This window comes from Nocardia sp. JCM 38205 (assembly GCF_058222935.1).
The window spans coordinates 126,596-153,572 of the sequence record NZ_JBYHFL010000010.1 but is presented as its reverse complement, the minus strand read 5'-3'; the positions used below and the strand labels follow the sequence as shown (position 1 = coordinate 153,572).

General features: G+C 69.6%; 1 protein-coding gene (only partly in view). It reads left to right on the top strand.

Translation table 11 applies throughout. The features are described from left to right. Positions 1 to 26,977, top strand: partial view of a non-ribosomal peptide synthase/polyketide synthase gene (locus tag AC4HOU_RS27065; protein ID WP_490725532.1) — the 5' portion only. The gene runs 16,685 nt beyond the window's last position; the window shows 26,977 of its 43,662 coding nt (coding positions 1-26,977); its start codon is at positions 1 to 3; its stop codon lies beyond the right edge, outside the window.

The window sequence follows — 26,977 nt, the reverse complement described above, 5'->3', positions numbered from 1 at the left end:
TTGGACCGGCTGGATTTCGGCGGAAACGGCGAAACTGGTGGTGAGCGGGATGAATTCTTTCCGTTGTCCCCGGCGCAGCTGGGTATCTGGTATGCCCAGCATGTCGATCCTCAGGTGCCGGTCAACATCGCGCAGTATGTCGATCTGCGCGGCGACCTGGATGTAGCGGCCCTCGAGCGGGCCAGTGCCGATGCCGCTCTCGAGATGGGCTCGGGCTTCCTGCGGATCATCGAACGCGATGGTGAACCGCTGCAGACCGTCGATCCGTCGCTGGACGCCACCCTCGAATACGTGGATCTGCGCGACGCCGAGGATCCCGAAGCCGCCGCCCAGGAGTGGATGCGCGCGGAGTACTCCCAGCCGCTCGACATCGTCAAGGACCGCCTGATCCGTGCGGCCGCGCTGCGGATCGAGGATCACCGCTGGTTCTGGTACTCGCGCGCCCATCACATCGCCCTCGACGGCTTCGGCGCGATGACGTTCATGACGCGCATCGCCGAGCTCTACACCGCCTATGTCACCGGCGCCGAGCCCGCGCCGAGCAAGGCCGCCGACCTGCGCACCCTCTACGAATCCGAGATCGCCTACCGCGACAGCACGCGCTTCCAGTCCGATAAGGAGCACTGGGCTCAGCGGGTAGCGGGCTTGGAGGAGGGGTCGAGCCTGGCGGGTCGTTCGGCGCCGCCGTCGCCGGTGAACGGGATCGTCAGCGCCGCCCTGTCGGAGGAGCAGGATTCGCTGCTCACCGAGGCCGTCGCCCGCCACGACTCGTCGCCCGCCGCGATGCTGATCGCCGGTTTCGCCGCGTACCTGGCCCAGTTGACCGGCAATGAGGAAGTCATCCTCAGCCTGCCGGTCACCGCACGTACTACCGCGGCGATGCGCCGCTCCGGCGGTGTGGCCTCCAATATCGTGCCGCTGCGGCTGCACGTCGGCTATGACACCTCGGTCACCGAACTGCTGCGGCAGGTGCAGGTGGAGGTGTCGGGGGCGCTGCGTCATCAGCGCTACCGGCATGAGGACATCCGCCGTGACTCGGCCGGCGACGGTGTGGTGACCACGGAGTTCTTCGGTCCGTGGGTCAACATCATGCTGTTCCACGACGAGCTGGTGCTCGGCCCGATGGTCGGCCAGCTCAGCGTGCTGTCCACCGGCAGCATCGAGGATCTGGGCGTCAACTTCTATCAGTCGGTGGCGGGCACCCGTTCGCATATCGACTTCGAGACCAACCCGAACCTCTACACCGAGGACGAGGCGCGCCGCCATCACGGCCGCTTCCTGGAGTTCTTCGACCGGTTCCTGGCCGCCGACGCCGAGACCGCGGTCTGGCAGCTCGAGGTCACCACGGCCGCCGAGCGCACCGAATCGCTGGTGGAGTGGAACGATTCGGCGCACGAGGTGCCGACCACCACGCTGCCCGCGCTGCTGGACGCGCAGATCCCGCGCACCCCGGACAACATCGCGCTCGATTTCGAGGGCGCCACCCTCACCTACGCCGAGTTCGACGAGCGGGTCAACCGGCTGGCCCGGTTCCTGATCGCCGACGGTGTCGGCCCGGAATCGCTGGTCGCGCTGGGTATGCGGCGTTCGCTGGAGCTGGTCATCGGCATGCACGCGGTGCTGAAGGCCGGTGGCGCGTACGTGCCGATCGATCCGGATCATCCGGCCGATCGCACCGCCTACATCCTCGACAGCGCGGCACCGGTCTGTGTGCTGACGATCTCCGGTGACGAGCTGGAGCTGCCCGAATCGGTGCAGCGCGTGGAGATCGACACCCTCGATGTGTCGGGCTACTCGGCCGAGCCGATCACCGACGCCGACCGCCGGGCCCCGCTGCGGCCGGACAACACCGCCTACGTCATCTACACCTCGGGTTCGACCGGCCGCCCCAAGGGCGTCGCGGTGACCCATCACGCGATCGTCAACCAACAGCTGTGGATGCTCGACGAGTACCAGCTCACTGCCGACGACGTGTACCTGCAGAAGACCGCGACCACCTTCGACGTGTCGCTGTGGGGCTACTTCCTGCCGTTGATGGTGGGCGCGAAGCTGGTCATCGCCGCTCCTGACGGCCATCGCGATCCGCTGTACGTGGCGGACATGATCGCCACGCACCGGGTGACGTTCACCGACTTCGTCCCCTCGATGCTCACCGTCTTCGTCTCCCATGCCACCCCCGCGCAGGTGGAATCGCTGCGCGCGGTGTTCGTCATCGGTGAGGCGCTGCCGCCGGAGACGGCGGCGGCTTTCCGCGCGATCACCTCGGCCGGCCTGCACAACCTGTACGGCCCCACCGAGGCCGCGGTCTCGGTGACCTACTGGGAGGCCACGGCCGCCGACACCGTGACGGTGCCGATCGGTATCCCGGAGTGGAATGTCGAGGTCTACGTTCTGGATTCGCGGCTGCGGCCCGCGCCGATCGGCGCGCCGGGCGAGCTGTATCTGGGTGGACGTCAGCTGGCGCGCGGCTACCGTGGCCGCCCGGATCTGACCTCCGACCGCTTCGTCGCCAACCCGCTGTCCCCGAACGGCGAGCGCATGTACCGCACCGGCGACTTGGTGCGCTGGAACGCGGCGGGCGTGCTGGAATACATCGGCCGCACCGACTTCCAGGTGAAGTTCCGTGGTCAGCGCATCGAGCTCGGCGAGATCGAGACCGATCTGCTCGCGCACAGCGCCGTCAGCCAGGCCGTGGTGCTGGTGGTCGACACCGCCACCGGTCAGCAGCTGGTGGCCTATGTGGTGCCCGCGCCAGGGCAGACGGTGGAATCGGCGGAGCTGACGCGGTTCGTCGCGGAGAAGCTGCCGAGCTACATGGTGCCAGCGTCGATCATGGTGCTGGACGCCTTCCCGCTCAACACCAGCGGCAAGCTGGACCGCAAGGCCTTGCCGGAGCCGGTGTTCGCCGCCGACGCCTCCGGTTTCCGGGCCCCGCGCACCCAGGCCGAGCAGGTGGTGGCCGGCATCTTCGCCGATGTGCTGAGCCAGGACCGGATCGGCATCGACGACAACTTCTTCGACCTCGGCGGTAACTCGCTGGTCGCCACCCAGGTGGTGTCGCGGATCAGCGCGGCGTTCGACACCCAGCTCGGGGTGCGTGCGCTGTTCGAGACGCCGACGGTCGCCGGAATCGCGGCGCGCGCGGAGCATTCGGCCGCCACCGCGGGTGCCCGGCCGCCACTGGTGGCGCAGCGCCTGCCCGAACGGGTTCCGCTGTCGCTGGCGCAGCAGCGCATGTGGTTCATCAACCAGTTCGACCCCACTGTGCCGACCTACAACCTGCCGTTCGTGGTGCGGTTGCGCGGCCGGGTGGACGTGGAGGCGTTGCAGACCGCGCTCGAGGACGTGGTGGCGCGGCAGGAATCGCTGCGCACCATCTTCCCGGAGTCCGGTGACGGCGGCTATCAGTTCGTCATCCCGGTCGAGCAGGTCGATCTCGGCATCACCGTCGAGCCCATCGATGAATCCGAATTGCCCGGTGTGCTGGCCGGATTCGCCTCCACCGGTTTCGACGTCTCGCGTGAGCTGCCGATCCGGGTGCGGATCTACGAGGTCACCGGTGGCCGCGGTAACGGCACCCCGGAGTACGCCGTGGCGTTCGTGGTGCACCACATCGCCGCCGACGGTTTCTCCTTCGGCCCGCTGGCCCGCGACGTCGCGGCCGCCTACCTGGCGCGCGCCGAGGGCGAGGAGCCGTCCTGGGCGCCGCTGCCGGTGCAGTACCAGGATTACAGCATCTGGCAGCGTGAACTGCTCGGCTCGGAATCGGATCCGGAGTCGATGGCCGCGCGCGAGATCGCCTACTGGCAGCGCGCGCTGGCCGGGCTGCCCGATCAGCTGGATCTGCCCGCCGATCGGCCGCGGCCGGCGGTGCAGAGCTTCCGTGGTGGCCGGGTCGGTTTCACCATCGACGCCGAACTGCACCAGCGGCTGTCCGCGCTGGCTCGCGCGCAGGGCGTCAGCCTGTTCATGGTCATGCACGCCTCGCTGGCGGTGCTGCTCGCGCGATTGTCCGGCACCACCGATATCGCCATCGGCACGCCGGTCGCGGGCCGCGGTGAGCAGGCGCTCGACGATCTGATCGGCATGTTCGTCAACACCCTGGTGTTGCGTTCCGAGGTCGACGGCAGCGAGCAGTTCACCGAATTCCTCACCCGCACCAGGGAAACCGACCTGGCGGCGTTCGCGAACACCGATGTGCCGTTCGAGCGGCTGGTCGAGGTGCTCAACCCGACCCGTTCGCAGGCGCGGCATCCGCTGTTCCAGGTGATGCTGTCGTTCCAGGAGATGTCGCACGCGACGCTGGAGCTGCCCGGGTTGTCGGTCACCGCCGACGAGCTCGAGGTCGATATCGCCAAGTTCGACCTGCAATGGACGGTCACCGAGGAGCGTGCGGGCGACGGCGCGCCCGCAGGCATGGCCGCGGTGGTCTCCTACGCCACCGATCTGTTCGACGAATCCACCGTCGACGAATTCACCCGCCGCTACCTTCGGGTGCTGGAAACCGTTGTCGCCGAACCGAATACCGCGGTGCGCGATATCGAGATCCTCGACGACGCCGAACGCGCCACCGTGCTCTCGGGCTGGAACGACACCACCCATGAGATTCCGGCATCCACCGTGCTGGAGCTGTTCGCCGAGCAGGTGCGGCAGCGCCCGGACGAGCTCGCCGTCGTCTTCGACGCCGCGGGCCGCATCGACGGCCTGGACGAAGAGCTCACCTACGCCGAGTTCGCGAGCCGGGTCAACCGCCTGGCCCGCAAGCTGATCGACGCGGGCGTCGGCCCGGAATCGCTGGTCGCCGTGGGCATCCGGCGTTCGGTGGACATGCTCGCTGCGCTCTACGCGACCATGACCGCCGGTGGCGGCTATGTGCCGATCGATCCCGATCACCCGGCCGAGCGCACCGAATACGTGCTCGAATCCTCGGCACCGGTGTGTGTGCTCACCACCGTCGCCGACAACATCAGCGCCGGCGAGGTGCCGGTGATCTTCCTCGACACCGAGGACCTGAGCGATTACTCCGACGCGCCGGTCACCGACGCCGATCGCCTGGCGCCGCTGCGTCCGTCGAACACCGCGTACGTGCTCTACACCTCCGGTTCCACCGGCCGTCCGAAGGGTGTGGCGGTCAGCCATGCCTCGGTGGTCAACCAGATCGCCTGGATCACCGCCGAATACCGGATGAACCCGGCGGATGTGGTGCTGCAGAAGACCCCGGTGACCTTCGACGTCTCGGTGTGGGAGCTGTTCGGCACGCTCGCCGTCGGCGCCCGGATGCTGATCGCGGCGCCGGACGGGCATCGCGATCCGCTGTACCTCTCGGAGATCATCGGACGGCACCGGGTCACCATGACCTCGTTCGTGCCGTCGATGCTCTCGGTGTTCGCCGGTGCCGCCAACTCGGCCGAATGCGCTTCACTGCGTGCGGTTCTGGTGGCCGGTGAGGCACTGCCGCCTGCGACGGTGACCGCCTTCCGGCAGTTCTCCACGGCCGCGATGCACAACCTGTACGGCCCCACCGAGTTCACCGTGCACGCCACCGCCTGGCATCTGAACGAGGTGGCCCCGGCCAGCGTGCCGATCGGGCGCCCGGTGTGGAACGCGCGCACCTATGTGCTCGACGAGGGGCTCTCGCCGGTACCGGTGGGCGTCCCCGGTGAGCTGTACCTCGGCGGCATCCAGACCGCGCGCGGCTATCACGGCCGCCCCGACCTGACCGCCGAACGCTTCGTCGCCGACCCGTTCGGCCCGCCCGGTTCGCGGCTCTACCGCACCGGCGACCTGGTGCGCTGGGTCGAACCGCATGACCCCGAGGTCGGCACGGCCGGCGTGCTGGAATACATCGGCCGCACCGACTTCCAGGTGAAGTTCCGTGGTCAGCGCATCGAGCTCGGTGAGATCGAGACCGCGCTGCTGGATCATCCGGCCGTCAACCAGGCCGTGGTGCTCGTGCTCGACACGGTGGCAGGCGATCAGCTCGTCGGCTACGTCGTCACCGACGCGGGCCCGGTCGATATCGACAGCATCAAGGGCGCGCTGCACCGCACGCTGCCGTCGTACATGGTGCCCTCGGCGATCGTGGTGCTCGAGGCGCTGCCGCTGAACCCGTCGGGCAAGCTGGATCGCAAGGCGCTGCCGGCGCCGGTGTTCGAGGTGCGCGAATTCCGTGCTCCGACAACGCCGATCGAGGAGATCGTCGCGCAGATCTTCGGTGAGGTGCTCGGCATCACCCGGGTGGGTGTGGACGACGACTTCTTCGAACTCGGCGGCAACTCGCTGATCGCGACCCAGGTCGCATCCCGGCTCGGCATCGCACTCGACACCCGGGTGCCGGTGCGCATGCTGTTCGAGGCCTCCACCGTCGCGGCGCTGGCCGCACGGGTGGAATCGCACGCCGGTGACGGCGCCCGCAAGGCGCTGGTGGCGCGGGACCGGCCGGAGGAGGTGCCGCTGTCGCTGGCTCAGCAGCGCATGTGGTTCCTCAACCGCTTCGACACCGAATCCGCGGTCAACAACATTCCGGTCGCCATCCGGCTCTCCGGCGATCTGGACGTCGCCGCGCTCCAGGTCGCGGTCATCGACGTGATCGACCGGCACGAGTCGTTGCGCACCGTGTTCCCGGAGACCAGCGCGGGCCCGGTGCAGGTGGTACTGGATGCCGCCCAGATCGTGCCGGACCTGACCCCGATCCCGGTCACCGAGCACAACCTGATCGACCATCTGGTGGAGCTGGCCTCGATGGCCTTCGACGTCACCAGCGAAGTGCCGCTGCACGCGCGGCTGTTCGAGATCAACGAGACCGAGTATGTGCTCGGCATGGTGGTGCACCACATCTCGGCCGACGGCTGGTCGATGGGGCCGCTGGCTCGCGACGTCATGGTCGCCTACGCCGCACGCACCTCCTGGGAGGCTCCCGCCTGGTCGGCGCTGCCGGTGCAGTACGCCGATTACGCGCTCTGGCAGCGCGAGGTGCTCGGCTCCGAGGACGATCCGAACTCGTTGATCTCCAACCAGATCCGGTACTGGTCGCGTGAACTCGCCGACCTGCCGGATGAATTGGTGCTGCCCTCGGACCGGCCGCGTCCGGCCGTCGCTTCCTATCGCGGTGGCACCTATCCGTTCGTCATCTCCGGGCAGACCCAGCGTGCGCTGGTGGAGCTGGGCCGCAGGCACAATGCCTCACTGTTCATGGTGATGCATTCGGCGCTGGCGGTGCTGCTGGCACGGCTGTCGGGCACCAGCGATATCGCCATCGGCACCCCGGTCGCCGGCCGTGGTGAAGCCGCGCTGGACGATCTGATCGGCATGTTCGTCAACACCTTGGTGCTGCGCACCGAGGTCGACGGCGCCGCCGGTTTCGACGAGCTGCTGGCCCGCGCCCGCGAAACCGACCTGCATGCCTTCGCGCACGCCGACGTGCCGTTCGAGCGCCTGGTCGAGGTGTTGAACCCGGCTCGCTCGCAGGCCAGGCATCCGCTGTTCCAGGTGATGCTGACCTTCCAGAACACCCGGCAGGCCAGCCTGGAGCTGCCCGGGCTGTCGGTCAACGGCATCGACTACGACGCCAGGCTGGCGAAGTTCGATCTGCAGCTGACGCTCTCGGAAACCCAGGACGAGCTGGGCGAGGCCGCCGGTATGTCGGCCGAGTTCTCCTACGCGCTGGATCTGTTCGACGAGGCCACGGTCGCCGAATTCGCCAACCGCCTCGACCGGGTGCTGGCCGCGATCACCGCCGACCCGACCATCGCCATCGGCGATATCGATCTGCTCGCCGCCGATGAGCGGGCCAAGGTCCTCACCGACTGGAACGACACCACCCATCCGGTGCCCGAGGCGACGCTGGTGTCGCTGTTCGAGCAGCAGGCCGCGGCGACCCCGGACGCGGTGGCGCTGGTCTTCGAAGACGAGCAGGCCCACCCGTCGCCCGACCACCACCCCTCATCGAATCGCTACGCGAACTTGTCTTATGCCGAATTCGCCGGGCGAGTGCATCGGCTGGCCCGCAGGCTGCTGGCCGACGGCGTGGGCGCGGATGCGCTGGTGGCGCTGGCCATCCGGCGTTCGGTGGATCTGGTCGTCGCGATGTACGCGGTGCTGGAGACCGGCGCGGGATATGTGCCGATCGACCCGGATCAGCCCGCCGACCGCATCGATTACGTGCTGGCCACCGCGCAGCCCGCGGTCGTCCTGACCACCACGCGGGACGAATTCACCGCCGAGACCGCGCCGCTGCTGGAGGTGGACGCGCTCGACCTGTCCGCCTTCGATACCGCCCCGATCACCGATGCCGAACGGACCCGGCCGATCCTGGGCGCGGGCACCGCCTACGTCATCTTCACCTCCGGCTCCACCGGACGTCCCAAGGGTGTGGCGGTCAGCCATGCCGCGATCGTCAACCGGCTGCTGTGGATGCAGCACGAGTACCCGATCGACGCCGACGACGCCGTGCTCCAGAAGACCCCCGCGACCTTCGACGTGTCGGTGTGGGAGTTCTTCTGGCCCTTGCAGACCGGGGCCCGCCTGGTCGTCGCCAAGCCCGACGGCCATCGCGACCCGGTGTACCTGGCCCGGATCATCGCCGAACAGGGCATCACCACCGCGCACTTCGTGCCGTCGATGCTGTCGGTGTTCGTGGCCACCCTCGGCAACGAGAACGGTGACGCCGCGGCCCTTCCCGCACCGCGACTGCGGCAGGTGTTCGCCTCCGGTGAGGCGCTGCCGGCACCGACGGCCGCGCGCTTGCGTGAGCTGACCGGCGCCCGGCTGCACAACCTGTACGGCCCCACCGAGGCCGCAGTCGACGTCACCTATCACGAGGCGACCGACGCCGACACCGTCTCGGTGCCGATCGGCCGCCCGGTGTGGAACACCCGGGTCTTCGTGCTCGACGCCCGGCTGCGACCGGTCGCGCCCGGTATCGCGGGAGAGCTCTATCTCGCGGGCGATCAGCTGGCACTCGGCTATCTCGGTCGCGCCGACCTGACCTCCGACCGGTTCGTCGCCAACCCCTACGGCGCTCCCGGCGAGCGCATGTACCGCAGCGGTGACCTCGTCACCTGGACTTCGGATGGTGAGCTGGAGTACCTGGGCCGCACCGACTTCCAGGTGAAGCTGCGTGGTCTGCGCATCGAACTGGGCGAGATCGAGGCCGCGCTGCTGGCGCACCCGGGTATCGCGCAGTCGGTGGTGGTGGTGCGCGCCGATGCGCATTCGGGCGATCAGCTGGTGGGCTATGTGGTGCGCGAAGCCGACGCCGTCATCGATCCCGACGCGGTGAAGGCGGCCCTCGCGGCCACCCTGCCCGGCTACATGATCCCCGCCGCTCTCGTGGTTCTCGACGCCTTCCCGGTGAATGCCAGCGGCAAGCTGGACCGCAAGGCATTGCCCGCGCCGAAGTTCGAGGCCAAGAGCTTCCGTGCGCCCTCGACGCCGATCGAGGAGATCGTGGCGGAGGTCTTCGCCGATCTGCTCGGCGTCGGCCGGGTCGGTGTGGACGACGACTTCTTCGAGCTCGGCGGTAACTCGCTGGTCGCCACCCAGGCGGTGGCGCGGCTCAGCGCCGCACTCGACACCCAGGTGGGCGTGCGCACCCTGTTCGAGGCACCCACCGTGGGTGCGCTCGCCGCGCGGATGGAATCGCATGCGGGCAGTGGCGCCAGGCAGGCGCTCGCCCAACAGGTGCGTCCGGAGCATCCGCCGCTGTCGCTGGCTCAGCAGCGGATGTGGTTCCTCAACCGCTTCGACGCCGATTCCGCGGCCAACAACATCCCGGCCGCGGTCCGGTTGCAGGGCGTGCTCGATCTGGACGCGCTGCGTGGCGCGGTGTCGGATGTGATCGTGCGCCACGAGTCGCTGCGCACCATCTACCCGTCCCACGACGGCATTGCCTATCAGCGGGTGCTGCCCTCGACCCGGGCCATCCCCGAACTGGACGTGGTGGCGCTCGGCGAGGACGAGATCGGTTCCGCCCTCTACGAATTCGCCTCCCGCGGCTACGACGTCACCACCGAACTGCCGGTGCGGCTGCGGCTGTTCCAGCTGGGCGAGCAGGACTTCGTGCTGGCCGTGGTGGTGCACCACATCGCCGCCGACGGCTTCTCCATGCGTCCACTGGTGCGCGATCTGATGACGGCCTACGTGGCCAGGACGGCGTCGGTGGAGCCGGGCTGGCCGCCGCTGGCCGTCCAGTACATCGACTACGCGCTGTGGCAGCGCGAGGCGCTCGGCTCCGAGGACGATCCGACCTCGCTGATCTCCGAACAGCTCGACTACTGGCGCACCGCGCTGGCCGGGCTGCCCGACGAGCTGCGCCTGGCCGGCCGCCCCCGACCCGCCGTCGCGAGCTACGGCGCGGGCACCCACCGCTTCCGGGTGCCTGGCGCGCTGATCGAGGAACTGAACCAGGTCGCGCACGGCACCGGCACCACGCTGTTCATGGTGGTGCACGGCGCGTTCGCGGCGCTGCTGGCGCGGTTGAGCGGCACCGACGACATCGCCATCGGTATTCCGGTGGCCGGCCGTGGTGAGCAGGCGCTCGACGATCTGGTCGGCATGTTCGTCAACACCCTGGTGCTGCGCACCGAGGTCGATCCGGCGCAGCCGTTCGGCGAACTGCTCGCGCAGGTGCGTGAGCGCGATCTGGCGGCCTTCGCGCACGCCGACGTGCCGTTCGAACGTCTGGTCGAGGTGCTGAACCCGGCGCGTTCGCAGGCGCGGCATCCGCTGTTCCAGGTGATGCTGTCGTTCCAGAACCTCGGCCGCACCTCACTGGAGCTGCCCGGTCTCACGGTGACCGAACTCGGCATCGATCAGCCGACGGCCAAGTTCGATCTCCAGCTCACGCTGAGCGAGGTGCCCGGCGCGGATTCGGAGATGGACGCCGAACTCGTCTACGCCACCGATCTTTTCGACTCCGGCTACGCGAAGACCTTCGCCGAGCGGTTCCTGCGGGTGCTGCGCGGCGTGGCCGACGCGCCCGGTACCTCGGTCGGCGATATCGAGCTGCTCGACTCCATCGAACGCACCCGCGTGCTGGATCGGTGGAACGACACCGAATTCCCGGTTGACGCCGCGCTGACCTCGCCGGTCGGCGATGCCGCCGCCACCCTGGTCTCGCTGTTCGAGGCCCAGGTCGCGCGCACCCCGGACGCGTACGCCGTCACCTTCGAGGGGACAAGTCTCACCTACGCCGAGTTCGCCGCCAGGGTGCATCGGCTGGCGCGCTGGCTCAAGCAGAACGGGGTCGGCCCGGAATCGTATGTGGCGCTGGGTATGCGGCGCTCCATCGACCTGGTCGTCGGCATGTACGCGATCAGCGTCGCCGGTGGCGCGTATGTGCCGCTGGATCCGGATCATCCGGCCGAGCGCATCGACTACATCCTGGAGACCGCGCGCCCGGTGTGCGTGCTCACCTCGGGTTCCGATCTGGACACCACGCTGTCACGGCAGGTGCGCATCGATGAGCTGGATCTCTCGGCGTTCTCCGGCGAAGTGCTCACCGACGCCGACCGGCATCGTCCGCTGCGTCCGGGCAATACCGCCTACGTCATCTTCACCTCCGGTTCGACCGGGCGCCCCAAGGGTGTCGCGGTCAGCCACGCGGCCATCGTCAACCGGCTGGTGTGGATGCACGCCGAATACGGTCTGGCCGCCGACGATGTGGTGATCCAGAAGACGCCGTCCACCTTCGACGTGTCGGTGTGGGAGTTCTTCTGGCCCTTGCAGGTCGGCGCGCGGCTGGTGGTGGCCAAGCCCGACGGGCATCGCGATCCGGCCTACCTGGCCCAGCTGATGGCCGACGAGCAGGTCACCACGGTGCACTTCGTGCCGTCGATGCTGTCGGTGTTCGTGGCCGAACCGTTGGCCGCCGAATACCTGGGCCTGCGCAACGTCTTCGCCTCCGGTGAGGCGCTGCCCGCGCTCACCGCGCAGCGCTTGCGCGAGCTCACCGGCGCCCGGCTGCACAACCTGTACGGCCCCACCGAGGCCGCGGTCGACGTCACCTTCCACGAGGTCACCGATGCCGACACCACCTCGGTGCCGATCGGCGCACCGGTGTTCAACACCCAGGTCTACGTGCTGGACGCGCGGCTGCGGCCGGTGCCGGCGGGTGTTCCGGGTGAGCTGTATCTGGCGGGCGCCCAGCTCGCGCACGGCTACGTCGGCCGGCCGGACCTCACCATGGACCGGTTCATCGCCAATCCCTTCACCGCGGGCGAGCGCATGTACCGCACCGGCGACCTCGTCGCCTGGACCTCCGATGGTGAACTGGAATACCTCGGCCGCACCGACTTCCAGGTGAAGCTGCGCGGCCTGCGCATCGAACTAGGCGAGATCGAGAACGCGCTCACCGCACTGGAATCCATCGCCCAGGCCGTGGTCGTGGTGCGCTCGGACGAGCACATAGGCGATCAGCTGGTCGCCTATGTGGTGGCCGACCCGGACCGCGTGGTCGATATCGACGCGGTGCGCGCCGAACTCGGCAGGCAGCTGCCCGCCTACATGGTGCCGGCGGCCTACGTGGTGCTCGACGCGTTCCCGCTCAACGCCTCCGGCAAGCTCGACCGCAAGGCACTGCCCGAACCCACCTTCGCGGCCACCGCGTTCCGCGCGCCGGTGACCCCGGTGCAGGAGATCGTGGCGGGCACCTTCGCCGATGTGCTCGGCGTCGAACGCGTCGGCCTCGACGACGATTTCTTCGCCCTCGGCGGTAACTCACTGGTGGCCACTCAGGTGGCGGCGCGACTCGGCGCTGCCCTGGATACCCAGATTCCGGTGCGGGTGCTGTTCGAGGCGCCCACGGTGGCCGCGCTGGCCACCCGGGTGGAGTCGTCGGCCGGTGCGGGCGGACAGGTGCCGCTGGTGCCGCGCGAGCGCGGCGAGCTGGTGCCGCTGTCGCCGGCGCAGCAGCGGATGTGGTTCCTCAACCGCTTCGACAATCAGACCGCCGTCAACAACATCCCGGTCGCCATCCGGCTCACCGGCGAACTCGACCTCGCCGCGCTCGATGCCGCCATCGGCGATGTGCTGGCCAGGCACGAGGCGCTGCGCACCGTGTACCCCGAGGTGGAGGGCACCGGCTATCAGCGGGTCCTGCCCGCCGACGAGGTGCGGGTGCGGCTGACCCCCGAGCCGGTCACCGCCGAGGAGCTCCCGGCCCGGATCGTGGCGCTGGCGAGCACCTTCTTCGATGTCACCACCGCGATCCCGTTCCGGGCCGCGCTGCTGGCCCTCGATCCGCAGACTCATGTGGTGGTGCTGGTCATGCACCACATCAGCACCGACGGTTTCTCGCTGCGCCCGCTGCTGCGGGATGTGGTCACCGCCTATGCCGAACGCGCCAGGGGTGAGCTGCCCGGCTGGGCGCCGCTCGAGGTGCAGTACGCCGACTACGCGCTGTGGCAGCGCGAGGTGCTCGGCGAGGAATCCGATCCGGAATCGGTGGCCGCCCGCCAGATCGCGTACTGGACCGAACGGCTGCGTGATCTGCCCGATCAGATCGAGCTGCCCGCCGACCGGCCGCGGCCCGAAATCGCCACCAATGCCGGTGGTACGCATACCTTCTCGATCGACGCGGAACTGCGCGGCGAGCTCGAGGAGCTGGCCCGCGCCAATGGCGTCACCCTGTTCATGGTGGTGCACGCGGCGCTGGCGACCTGGGCGGCACGACTGTCCAACAGCAGCGATATCGCCATCGGCACTCCCATCGCCGGACGCGGCGAGCAGGCGCTCGACGATCTGGTCGGCATGTTCGTCAACACCCTGGTGCTGCGCACCGAGGTGACGCCGGGCGTCGCCTTCGACGCACTGCTCGAGCAGGTGCGCCGCACCGACCTGGAAGCGTTCGCGCACGCCGATGTGCCGTTCGAGCGGCTGGTCGACGTCATCAGCCCCGCTCGCTCCCAGGCCCATCACCCGCTGTTCCAGATCGCGCTGACCTTCGAGGCCGCCTCGGCCGCCGATATGGGCACCGTCTCGCTGCCAGGTCTCGACCTGGACGTGGTCGAGTTCGATCCGGGCACCGCGAAGTTCGACATCCAGCTCACCGTCGGCGAGATCGGTGACGGCGGCCTGTCGCTGTCGTGGAACTACGCCACCGACCTGTTCGACCCGGAGACCGTCTCCGCGTTCGCCGACCGGCTGGTGCGCATCCTGCGCGGTGCCGCCGAGGACGCCTCGGTCGCCGTCGGCGATATCGACCTGCTGGGTGAAGCCGAGCGGCTCGATGTGTCGCAGCGGTGGGTCTCCTCGGGCGCCGATGCGCTCGCCACCGAGACCGGCACCGGCATCTTCGGCGACGCCGACGCCACCCTGTCGTCCCTGTTCGACGCCGCAGCGGCCGCGCACCCGCATCGGATCGCGGCCCGCTTCGGCGCCGACACCCTCACCTACGCCGAACTCGATCGGCGCGCGAATGTGCTGGCGCGCAGGCTGATCGCCGACGGCGCCGGTCCGGAGTCGCTGGTCGCGGTGATCCTGCCGCGGTCGCTGGATCTGGTGGTCGCGCTGCTCGCGGTGGTCAAGACCGGCGCCGGTTATGTGCCCGTGGACCCGGCCTACCCGGCCGACCGTATCGCCTACGTGCTCTCCGATGCCGCGCCGACCAGCGTGATCGTCGACTCGACGGTTCAGGTGACGGTGCCCGAGCACCTGCCGAGCGTGGTGCTGGACGGGTTCGCCGTGGAAGCCGGCAATGTGGAGGACGCCGACGACGCGCCGATCACCGACGCCGACCGCCGCGCCCCGCTGCACCCCGATCACGTCGCCTACGTCATCTACACCTCCGGTTCCACCGGACGCCCCAAGGGTGTCGCGGTGGCCCACCGGAATGTGGTGCGGCTGTTCGCCAATACCGACCGAGACTTCGGTTTCGGCCCGGACGATGTCTGGACGCTGTTCCACTCCTACGCCTTCGACTTCTCGGTGTGGGAGCTGTGGGGTCCGCTGCTGTTCGGCGGCACCCTGATCGTCGTCGACTACTACACCTCGCGCTCGCCCGAGCAGTTCCTGGAACTGCTGCGCGCGGAGAAGGTGACGGTGCTCAACCAGACGCCGTCGGCCTTCTATCAGCTGGCCGAGGCCGACCGCAATGCCCAGGACGCCACGCCGCTGTCGCTGCGGTACGTGGTGTTCGGCGGTGAGGCGCTGGAACTGCGCCGCCTCTCGGATTGGGTTGCCCGGCACGGCGATACGGCGCCGCTGCTGGTCAACATGTACGGCATCACCGAGACCACGGTGCACGTGTCTTACCGTGCGCTGGACGCGGCGACCATCGCCGGGGCCGCCGGCAGCGTCGTCGGCCGGGCCATCGCCGGACTGCAGGTGTTCGTGCTGGACAACCGGTTGCGACCGGTGCCGGTCGGCGTTGCGGGCGAAATGTATGTGGCCGGACCGCAGTTGGCGCGCGGCTACCTCGGCCGCCCGGATCTGTCGGCGGCGCGGTTCGTGGCCAATCCGCTCGGCGAGGGCACGGGCTCGCGACTGTACCGCTCCGGCGACCTGGCGCGCTGGAACCGCTTCGGCGAACTCGAATACCTCGGTCGCGCCGACGATCAGGTGAAGGTGCGCGGTTTCCGCATCGAGCTCGGCGAGATCGAATCCGCCGTGCTGGCCCAGCCGGGCATCGCCCAGGCCGCGGTCATCGTGCGCGAGGACCAGCCGGGCGACCAGCGGATCGTCGCCTATGTGGTGTCGGAGCCGGATACCGCGCCGAACCTGGACCAGGTGCGTGAGGGCGCGGCCGAGCTGCTGCCCGCCTACATGGTTCCCTCGGCCGTGGTGCGGCTGGAATGGATTCCGCTGACCGTCAACGGGAAGCTGGATCGCCGCGCGCTACCCGCACCGGCCGTGCAGGCCAGGGCGTTCCGCGCCCCCGTCACCCCGGTGCAGGAGACGGTGGCCGCGGTGTTCGCCGAGGTGCTCGACCTGCCGCGGGTCGGCGTCGACGACGATTTCTTCGACCTTGGCGGCAACTCGCTGATCGCCACCCGGGTGGTCTCCCGGATCGGCGCGGCGCTGGGCACCACGGTGCCGGTGCGCACGCTGTTCGAGGCGTCGACGGTGGAATCGCTGGCCGCGCGGGTGGAATCGCATACCGGCACCGAGGCCAGGACCAGGCTGACGGCGCGTCCGCGCGCCACCGGCGAAACCGTGCCGCTGTCGTTCGCGCAGCAGCGCATGTGGTTCCTGAACAAGTACGACACCACCTCGGCCGCCTACAACTTGCCGATCGCGCTGCGGTTGTCCGGTGCGCTCGATGCGGAGGCGCTGGGCCTGGCGGTGGCCGATGTGGTGCGCAGGCACGAATCGCTGCGCACCCGCTACCCCGAGCACGGCGGCAGCCCGGTCCAGGTGATCGTGCCCGCCGAGCAGATCCATCTGGATCTGAACCCGGTTCCGGTCGACGCCGGTGAGCTGCTCGAGACCGTCACCGCGTTCGTGTCCACCGGATTCGATGTGGCCGAACAGGTTCCGCTGCGTGCCCGGCTGTACCAGGTCGGCGCCGACGAGCATGTGCTGGTCGTGGTGGTGCACCACATCGCCGCTGACGGCTTCTCGATGGGCCCGCTCACCCGCGACGTGATGCTGGCCTACAGCGCCCGCATCCAGGACAGCGCCCCCGGCTGGGAGCCGCTGTCGGTGCAGTACGCCGATTTCGCGCTGTGGCAGCGCGAGGTGCTCGGCTCCGAGGACGATCCGCAGTCGCTGATGGCCCGCCAGGTCGCCTACTGGCAGCGCGCGCTCGACGGCATCCCCGACGAGCTGGCCCTGCCGACCGACCGGCCGCGTCCGGCGGTCGCCTCGCTGCGCGGCGCCACCCTGCACACCGAACTGCCCGGCGACCTGGTGGCCGCGCTGGACGAGGTGGCCCGCCGCAGCGGCGCCTCGCTGTTCATGGTCATGCACGGCGCGCTGACGGTGCTGCTGTCGCGGCTGTCCGGCAGCGATGACGTCGCCGTCGGCACCCCCATCGCCGGCCGCGGCGAACAGGCCCTCGACGACCTGGTCGGCATGTTCGTCAACACGCTGGTGCTGCGCACCGGCATCGATCCGGCCGAATCGTTCACCGAGCTGCTGGATCGGGTGCGCCGCACCGACCTGGACGCCTACGGCAATGCCGATGTGCCGTTCGAGCGGCTGGTGGAACTGCTGGCGCCGGAGCGTTCGCAGGCCCGCAACCCGCTGTTCCAGGTGATGCTGGCGTTCCAGAACCTCGACCGCACCAGCCTGGAACTGCCGGGGCTGTCGGTGTCGGCGCTGGATCTGGAAGAAAACGTCGCCCGGTTCGATCTCCAGTTCACGCTCTCCGAGCACGGTGAGTCCGGCGCGGGCATGGCGTTGGCGCTGACCTATGCCACCGAGCTGTTCGACGAGGCCACGGTGGCCGAGATCGCGGCGCGCTGGCGGCGGGTGCTCGAGGCGATCGCCGCCGACGCCTCGATCAGCGTCGGGGCCATCGACGTCCTCGATGCCGCCGAACGCGCCGATCTGGTCTCGCGCACCGGTGCGCCCGCGGTGGCGCCGCGGGTGCTGGCCGATCTGCTGGCCGAGGCCGCCGCACGCGACCCGAAGGCGCCCGCGGTGGTGTTCGAGGGGACAACTCTGTCCTACGGCGAGCTGGACGAGCGTTCCAACCGCCTGGCCCGCCTGCTGATCGCCGAGGGCATCGGCGCCGAAGACCTTGTCGCCGTCGGCGTTCCGCGTTCGGCGGATTCGGTGTTCGCGGCCTGGGCTGTCGCCAAGACCGGCGCGGCGTTCGTGCCGGTCGACCCGAACTACCCGGCCGAGCGCATCGCGCACATGGTCACCGACTCCGGTTCGCCGGTCGGCCTCACCGTGGCCTCGGTGCGCGAGGGGCTACCGGAATCGGCGCGCTGGCTGGTGCTCGACGATCTGGACCTGGACGGGTTCGACGGTGGCCCGATCACCGACGCCGACCGGGTGCGCCCGGTGCGGCCGCAGCATCCGGCCTACGTCATCTACACCTCCGGCTCCACCGGCGTCCCCAAGGGCGTCGTGGTCACCCACAGCGGCCTGGCGAACTTCAGTGCCGAGCAGATCCAGCGCTACGCGCTCGACTCCGATGCGCGCGCACTGCATTTCGCCTCGCCCAGCTTCGACGCCTCGATCCTCGAGCTGCTGCTCGCGATCGGTGCGGGCGGTGCGCTGGTCGTGGTACCGCCCGGTGTGTACGGCGGCGAGGAGCTGTCGGAACTGATCCGCACCGAGCGGGTCACCCACGCCTTCATCACCCCGGCCGCGCTGGCCACCTTCGATCCGAGCGGCCTGGACACCCTGCGGGTGCTGGTCGCCGGTGGTGAGGCCTGCCCGCCGGAACTGGTGGCCAAGTGGGCGGTGCCGCTGGACGGCGAGTCCGGCGAGGTGCGCCACTTCCACAACGGCTACGGCCCCACCGAGACCACCATCATGACCAACATCAGCGATCCGCTGGTGCCGGGCGAGACGGTGACCATCGGCGGTCCGATCCGCGGTATGCGGTCGCTGATCCTGGACGCCCAGCTCAGGCCGGTGCCGGTGGGTGTCGCGGGTGAGCTCTATCTGTCGGGCGTGCAGTTGGCGCGCGGCTACCACGCGCGTCCGGGGCTGACGGCCGACCGGTTCGTGGCCAACCCCTACGGCGACGGTGAGCGGATGTACCGCACCGGTGACGTCGTCCGCTGGACGCGTACCGGCGAGGTCGAGTACGTCGGCCGCTCCGACTTCCAGGTGAAGGTGCGCGGTTTCCGCATCGAGCTCGGCGAGATCGACGCGGCGCTGGCCTCGCACGAAACCGTCGACTTCGCGGTCACCATCGGCCACAAGAACGCCGCGGGCGCGGTCTCGCTGGTGTCGTATGTGGTGGCGGCGCAGGGTCGTTCGATCGATGTGGCGACGTTGACGGCGCACGTCGAGGACCGGCTGCCCGCCTACATGGTGCCCTCGTCGATCATGGTGATCGACCGGGTACCGCTGACCCCGGTCGGCAAGCTGGACCGCAAGGCACTGCCGGAGCCGGTCTTCGCCACCGAGGTGGTGTTCCGGGCCCCGCGCACGCCGGTCGAGCAGACCATCGCGGAGGTCTTCGCCGAGGTGCTCGGCGTGGAGCGGGTCGGCGTGGACGATTCGTTCTTCGCGCTCGGCGGCGACAGCATCGTCTCCATTCAGCTGGTGTCGCGGGCCAAGGCGCGCGGTGTCGTGTTCACCCCGCGCCACGTCTTCGAACAGCGCACCGTGGCCGGTCTGGCCGCGGTCGCCGAGACCACCGACGGCACCGCGACCGCCGCGCCCGCGCTGGAGGAGCTGCCCGGCGGTGGTGTCGGCACCATGCCGCTCACCCCGGTGGTGCGGTTCATGGCGCAGCGGCGCGGTTCGTTCGGCCGGTTCAATCAGACGCTGGCGCTGGAACTGCCGGTCGGCATCGACCGGGCCGGTATCGCCGCCACGGTCGGCGCCGTCATCGACCGGCACGACATGCTGCGCGCGAGCCTGCGCCGCTCCGCCGGTGACTGGGTCGTGCAGACCGCGGCGCCGGGCACCGTCGATGTGGACGCGCTCATCGACCACACGGTGTTCTCCGCCGACGTCGACGACGCGCAGCTGTTCGACCTGGCCGCCACCGCGCTGGACGCCTCGCTGAACCGGCTCGACCCCGCCACCGGTGTGGTGGTCCGGTTCGTCTGGCTGGAACCCGACCGCGCCGACCGCGCGGGCCGGCTCATCGTCGTCGCCCATCACCTGGTGGTCGACGGCGTGTCCTGGCGCATCCTGGTGCCCGATTTCGTCGCCGCCTGGGGCCAGCTCACCGCCGGTCAGGAACCGGAGCTGGTGGCGCCCGCGACGTCGATGCGGGCCTGGGCGCACGCCCTCGAACGGGAGGCGCGCAACCCGGAGCGGGTCGCCGAACTCGACTACTGGCGTTCGGTGGTCGGTGTGGCCGACCCGCTGCTCACCGAGCGTCCGATGGATCCGGCGGTGGACACCTCCGGCGTCATCGAGAAGCATCAGGTCGAGGTATCGCCCGAGGTCACCAAGGCCCTGCTCACCACCGTGCCCGCGCTGTTCCACGGCGGCGTCAACGATGGTCTGCTCACCGCGCTGGCGCTGGCCACCGCGGTCTGGCGGTCGCGGCGCACCCGCGGGGTGCGGCCCGACGACTCGCTGCTGATCCGGCTGGAAGGCCACGGCCGCGAGGAAGACATCGTCGCCGGCGCCGATCTGTCCCGCACGGTCGGCTGGTTCACCGCGATCTTCCCGGTGCGTTTCGACCTGCGCGGCATCGATATCGACGGTGCGCTGGCCGGTGGTCCCGCGCTGGGCGCCGCGCTCAAGGCGGTCAAGGAGCAGCTGCTCGCGGTGCCGGACAAGGGCATCGGCTATGGCCTGCTGCGCTACCTGAACACCGACACCGCCGCCGAACTGCCGAATGAGCTGCCCGGCCAGATCAGCTTCAACTACCTGGGCCGGGTTTCCGACGGCGACGTGCCGGAATCGCTGCGCGGTTTCGGCTGGATTCCCGCTCCCGAACTCGGTTCGCTCGGTGGCGCCTACGACGCGGATATGCCCGCGATGGCGCCGCTGGACGTCAACGCCATCGTGGTCGGCGACAAGCTCACCGCCAATATCGGCTACCCGTCCACCCTGCTGGATGCCGCGTCGGTGCGCGAGTTCGCCGAACTGTGGGTGACCGCGCTGGAAGCGGTTGCCCGGCACGCCAATTCGACCGGCGCGGGCGGGCACACACCGTCCGACTTCGCGCTGGTGCGCACCGAGCAGCGCGATATCGACGGCTGGGAGCAGCGTTTCCCGGCGCTCACCGATGTGTGGCCGCTGTCGGCGCTGCAGTCGGGTCTGCTGTTCCACGCCAGGCTCGCCGCCGATTCGGTGGACGTCTACACCGCGCAGGCGGTGCTGACGCTGACCGGCCGGGTCGACGCCGACCGGCTGCGCGCCGCCGCGCAGGCGCTGGTGGACCGCTACGAGAACCTGCGCACCGCGTTCGTCTCCGATCACGACGGCAACCCGGTGCAGGTGGTGCTCGACAGCGTCCGCGTGGACTGGTCCGAGCACGACCGCACCGAGACCGGTGATGCCACCGACCTGATCGACGCCGACCGCATGCGGCGCTTCGATCTGGCCGAACCACCGCTGATCCGGTTCACCCTGATCCAGGTGGCCGACGCCACCGCCGAGGACGGCGCGCGCTGGCAGTTCGTGGTGTCCAACCACCACATCCTGCTCGACGGCTGGTCGATGCCGCTGCTCATGCAGGACCTGCTGGTGCTGTACGCGGTGCACGCCGATGTGAACGCGCTGCCCGCGGTGCGTTCCTACAAGCACTTCCTGGAATGGGTCGCCCAGCAGGATCACGCCGCCTCGCTCGCGACGTGGACCGAGGCGCTGCGCGGTATCAGCGAGCCGACGCTGCTCGCCCGTCCGGACGCCGGCCGCGAGATCACCTCGCTGTCGGGTGAGTACCTGTTCGAGCTGGATGAGGCGACGACCGCGCGGATGACGGCGCTGGCCGCCGAGCTCGGCGTCACCGCGAACACCGTGCTCCAGGTCGCGTGGGCGATCTTGGTCGGCCGGATGACCGGCAACGACGACGTGCTGTTCGGCACCACCGTCTCGGGCCGTCCGGCGCAGCTCGCCGGCGTCGAGTCGATGGTGGGTTTGTTCATCAATACCGTCCCGGTTCGGGTTCGGTTCGATGCTTCCGAGTCTGTGCTCGATGTGCTGGTCCGGACTCAGGGTGAGCAGGCGGACCTGCTGGACCACCACTATGTGGGTCTGGCGGAGATTCAGTCGGCCGCGGGGATTGGTGGGCTCTTCGACACGCTTGTGGTGTTCGAGTCGTATCCCGTTGATGCCGAGGGGATTCAGGCGCAGGCTGCCGATATCGACGGTATGGCCGTCACCGGGTTGGACGCGGCCGACGCCACGCACTACCCGCTGACGCTGATCGCTCAGCTCGATACCAAGCTGCGGATTCGTGCCGGTTACCTGCGCGATCTGTTCGACGAGCAGACGGTGCGGCGCATCGCCGATCGACTGATCCGGGTGCTGGGCACCATCACCGCCGAACCCGCCGTCGCGGCGGGCGAGATCGAGCTGCTCGATGCCGCCGAACGTGAACTGGTGGTCTCCGGCTGGAACGACACCGCGCACGCGGTCGACGACACCGCGACGCTGGTCTCGATGTTCGAGGCGCAGGTCGCGCGCACCCCGGACGCGCCCGCCGTCAGCTTCGAGGGGACGACTCTGTCCTACGCGGAGTTCGCCTCCAGGGTGAACCTGCTCGCGCGCTGGCTGATCGAGCGCGGCGTAGGCGCGGAATCGTATGTGGCGCTGGGTATGCGCCGGTCGATCGACCTGGTGGTCGGCATGTACGCCGTCAGCGTGGCCGGTGGCGCGTATGTGCCGCTGGACCCGGATCATCCGGCCGAGCGCACGGAATACATTCTGGCCACGGCCGATCCGGTGTGCGTGCTCACCTCGGGTGACGATCTCGATATCGACACCGCGCAGGTGCGCATCGACCTGCTGGATCTGTCCGGCTACACCGACGGACCGATCACCGATGCCGAGCGACGCGCCCCGCTGCGGCCGTCGAACACCGCCTACGTCATCTTCACCTCCGGTTCGACCGGTCGTCCGAAGGGTGTGGCGGTTTCGCACGGCGCGATCGTGAACCGTCTGGTGTGGATGCAGTCGGCCTATCAGCTGGACGCCTCCGATGTGGTGTTGCAGAAAACGCCGGCGACCTTCGACGTGTCGGTGTGGGAGTTCTTCTGGCCCTTGCAGATCGGCGCGCGCCTGGTGGTCGCCAAGCCGGACGGGCATCGCGATCCGGCCTACCTGGCCGAGATCATCACGGCCGAGGGCGTCACCGTCACTCACTTCGTGCCGTCCATGCTGGCGGTCTTCGTCGCGGATGCCGCTGCCGCGCAGTGTGATTCGCTGCGCATCGTCTTCGCCTCCGGTGAGGCGCTCTCGCCCAAGCCTGCGCACCGGTTGCGTGAGCTGACCGGCGCGGCGCTGCACAACCTGTACGGCCCGACCGAGGCCGCGGTCGACGTCACCTTCCACGAGGTCACCGACGCCGACACCGACACCGTGCCGATCGGTGCGCCGGTCTACAACACCCAGGTCTACGTGCTGGACGCGCGGCTGCGGCCGGTGCCGGTCGGCGTGGCGGGTGAGCTGTACCTCGCGGGCACCCAGCTGGCGCGCGGTTACGTGGCCCGCCCGGACCTGACCAGCGACCGCTTCGTGGCCAACCTGTTCGGCACCGCCGAACGCATGTACCGCACCGGCGACCTGGTGGCCTGGACCGCCGACGGCGAGCTGGAGTACCTGGGCCGCACCGACTTCCAGGTGAAACTGCGCGGTCTGCGCATCGAGCTCGGCGAGATCGAGGCCGCGCTGACCGGGCTCGACGAAGTCGCCCAGTCGGTCGTGGTGGTCCGCGGCGATCAGCACACCGGCGATCAGCTGGTGGCCTATGTGGTCGCCACGCCGGGTGTTCCGGTCGACACCGAGGCGCTGCGCGAGGAACTGGGACGGCAGCTGCCCGCCTACATGGTTCCGGCCGTGGTGATGGTGCTCGACGAGTTCCCGCTCAATGCCTCCGGCAAGCTGGACCGCAAGGCACTGCCCGCGCCGGTGTTCGAGGCCGCGGTGTTCCGCGCCCCGACCACGCCGGTGGAAGAGATCGTGGCTACCACCTTCGCCGACGTGCTCGGCCTGGACCGGGTGGGCCTGGACGACGACTTCTTCGCCCTCGGCGGCAACTCGCTGAGCGCCACCCAGGTCGCCGCCCGGCTCTCGGCCGCGCTCGACACCGATCTCGGCGTGCGCGAACTGTTCGAGGCGTCCACGGTCGCCGCGCTGGCCGCAAGGGCCGAATCCCGGGCGGGTGCCGGTGCGCGCGCCGCGCTGGTGCCGCAGCAGCGGCCCGAGCTGGTGCCGCTGTCGCTGGCCCAGCAGCGGATGTGGTTCCTCAACCGGTTCGATCCCGAATCGGCGGTCGACAACATCCCGGCCGCGGTGCGGCTGTCCGGTCTGCTCGACCGGCAGGCCCTGCAGATCGCGGTCGCCGATGTGCTGGCCCGCCACGAATCGCTGCGCACCTTCTATCCCGAGGTCGACGGCACCGCCTACCAGCAGGCCGTGCCCACCGCGAAGGTGATCCCGGACCTGAGCCCGGTCGAGGTGACCGAAGCCGAGCTGCCCGCCCGCGTCGCCGAACTGGTGCGCACCGCATTCGACGTCACCTCCGAGGTGCCGTTCCGGGCCCGGCTGTTCGAGATCAGCCCGACCGAACACGTGCTCGCCCTTGTGGTGCACCACATTTCGGCCGACGGCTTCTCCATGGGCCCGCTGACCCGCGATGTGATGACCGCCTACGGCGCTCGCGTCGAGGGCGGCGAGCCGGCCTGGCGTCCGCTGGAGGTGCAGTACGCCGACTTCGCGCTGTGGCAGCGCGAGGTGCTCGGCTCCGAGGACGATCCGGAATCGGTGATCGCCGAGCAGATCGACTTCTGGACCCGGACCCTGCGCGGGCTGCCCGAGCAGCTCGACCTGCCCGCCGACCGGCCGCGCCCGGCCGTCGCGTCCGGCCAGGGCGCCACCGAGGTCTTCGAGATCGATGCGCAGACCCATGCGGCGCTCACCGAGCTGGCGCGGACCCGCGGCGCGACGCTGTTCATGGTCACCCACGCGGCGCTGGCGGTACTGCTGTCGCGGCTGTCCGGTGAGGGCGATATCGCCATCGGCACGCCGGTCGCCGGCCGCGGTGAGCGTGCGCTCGACGATCTGATCGGCATGTTCGTCAACACCCTGGTACTGCGCACCGAGGTCGATGGCGGCGACACCTTCACCGATCTGCTGCGCACCGTCCGCTCCACCGATATCGCGGCCTTCGGGCACGCGGATCTGCCGTTCGAGCGGCTGGTGGAGATCCTGAACCCGGCGCGTTCGCAGGCGCGGCATCCGCTGTTCCAGGTGATGCTGTCGTTCCAGAACACCGGCCAGAACAGCCTGGAACTGCCCGGCCTGACGGTCAGCGGCGTCGATCTGCCGATCGACGTGGCCAAGTTCGATCTGCAACTGGTGCTGTCGGAGAACGGCGAGAACGGCGGCATCACCGCCGAACTGATCTACGCCACCGACCTGTTCGACGCGGCCACCATGGCCCAGTTCGGCCGCCGCTTCAACCGGCTGCTCGCCGCCGTGGCCGCCGAACCCGACCGCGCCGTCGGCGATATCGATCTGCTCGACGCCCGGGAAACCGACCGCGCGCTACGCGCCTGGAACGAGACGGCCCACGATCTCGGCACCGTGAGCACCCTGGTCGCCGAGTTCGCCGCGCAGGCCGCCGCCACCCCGGACGCCGTCGCGCTGGTCGACCCGGCCACCGGAATGTCGCTGAGCTACGCCGAATTCGGCGAGCGGGTGCATCGCCTGGCCCGCCACCTGATCAGCGTGGGTGTCGGCCCGGAGCGCCTGGTCGCCCTCGGCCTGCGGCGCTCGGTGGATCTGGTCGTCGCCATGTACGCGGTGCACGAAGCCGGCGGCGGATACGTGCCGCTGGACCTCGACCAGCCGGCCGAGCGCATCGACTACGTGCTCGACACCGCGGCACCGGTCTGCGTGCTGACCACCACGCGCGACGGTTTCGACGCCACCGGTCTGGCCACGATCGTGCTCGACGAGCTGGATCTGTCCGGTGTCGACGCGACCCCGGTGACCGACGCCGAGCGGCTCGCGCCGCTGCGCCCACAGCATCCGGCCTACGTCATCTTCACCTCCGGCTCCACCGGACGCCCCAAGGGCGTGGCCGTGCCGCATGCGGCCGTGGTGAACCAGATCCGCTGGATCACCGGCGAATACGGCATCGGCACCGACGATGTGGTGCTGTTCAAGACCCCCGCCACCTTCGACGTGTCGGTATGGGAGCTGTTCGGACCGCTGTCGACCGGCGGCCGCATGGTGATCGCGAGCCCGGACGGGCATCGCGACCCGCAGTACCTGGCCGAGGTGATCGCCGCCGAACGCGTCACCATGACCTCGTTCGTGCCGTCCATGCTGACGGTCTTCGCCGGCAGTGTGTCCGCCGACGAACTCACCTCGCTGCGGTTGCTGTTCGTCGCCGGTGAGGCGTTCACCAGCGACGCGGTCGAGGCGATCCGCCGGGTGAGCACCGCCGAACTGCACAACCTGTACGGCCCGACCGAGTTCACCGTGCACGCCACGGCCGCCCCGGTCGCCGCCGAGGTCGACGGCGCGGTGCCGATCGGCCTGCCGGTGTGGAATGCCAAGGCCTACATCCTGGACGCGCGCCTGCACCCGGTGGTGCCGGGCGCGGCGGGTGAGCTGTACCTGGCCGGCGCTCAGCTGGCCCGCGGCTACGTCGGCCGCGCGGACCTGACCGCGGATCGGTTCGTGGCCAACCCCTTCGGTACCGGCGAGCGCATGTACCGCACCGGCGACCTGGTCACCCGCGGTGCCGACGGTGCCATCACCTACCTGGGCCGCACCGACTTCCAGGTGAAGCTGCGCGGTCTGCGCATCGAGCTCGGTGAGATCGAGAACGCGCTCACCGCACACGAATCGGTCGCCCAGTCGGTGGCGGTGGTCCGCTCCGACGCCCGCACCGGCGATCTCCTGGTGGCCTATGTGGTGCCCGCGGGCGGCGCGAGCGTCGACCTCGACGCGCTGCGCACGCATCTGTCCGGTCGCCTGCCGTCCTACATGGTCCCGGCCGCGATCGTGGTGCTCGACGCCATGCCGCTCAACCCGAACGGCAAGCTGGACCGGCGCGCGCTGCCGGAACCGGAGTTCGAGGCGCGCGAATTCCGCGCACCGTCGACCCCGGTGGAGGAGATCGTCGCGAACACCTTCGCCGAGGTGCTCGGCCTGCCCGGTGAACGCCAGGTCGGCCTGGACGACGACTTCTTCGATCTCGGCGGCAACT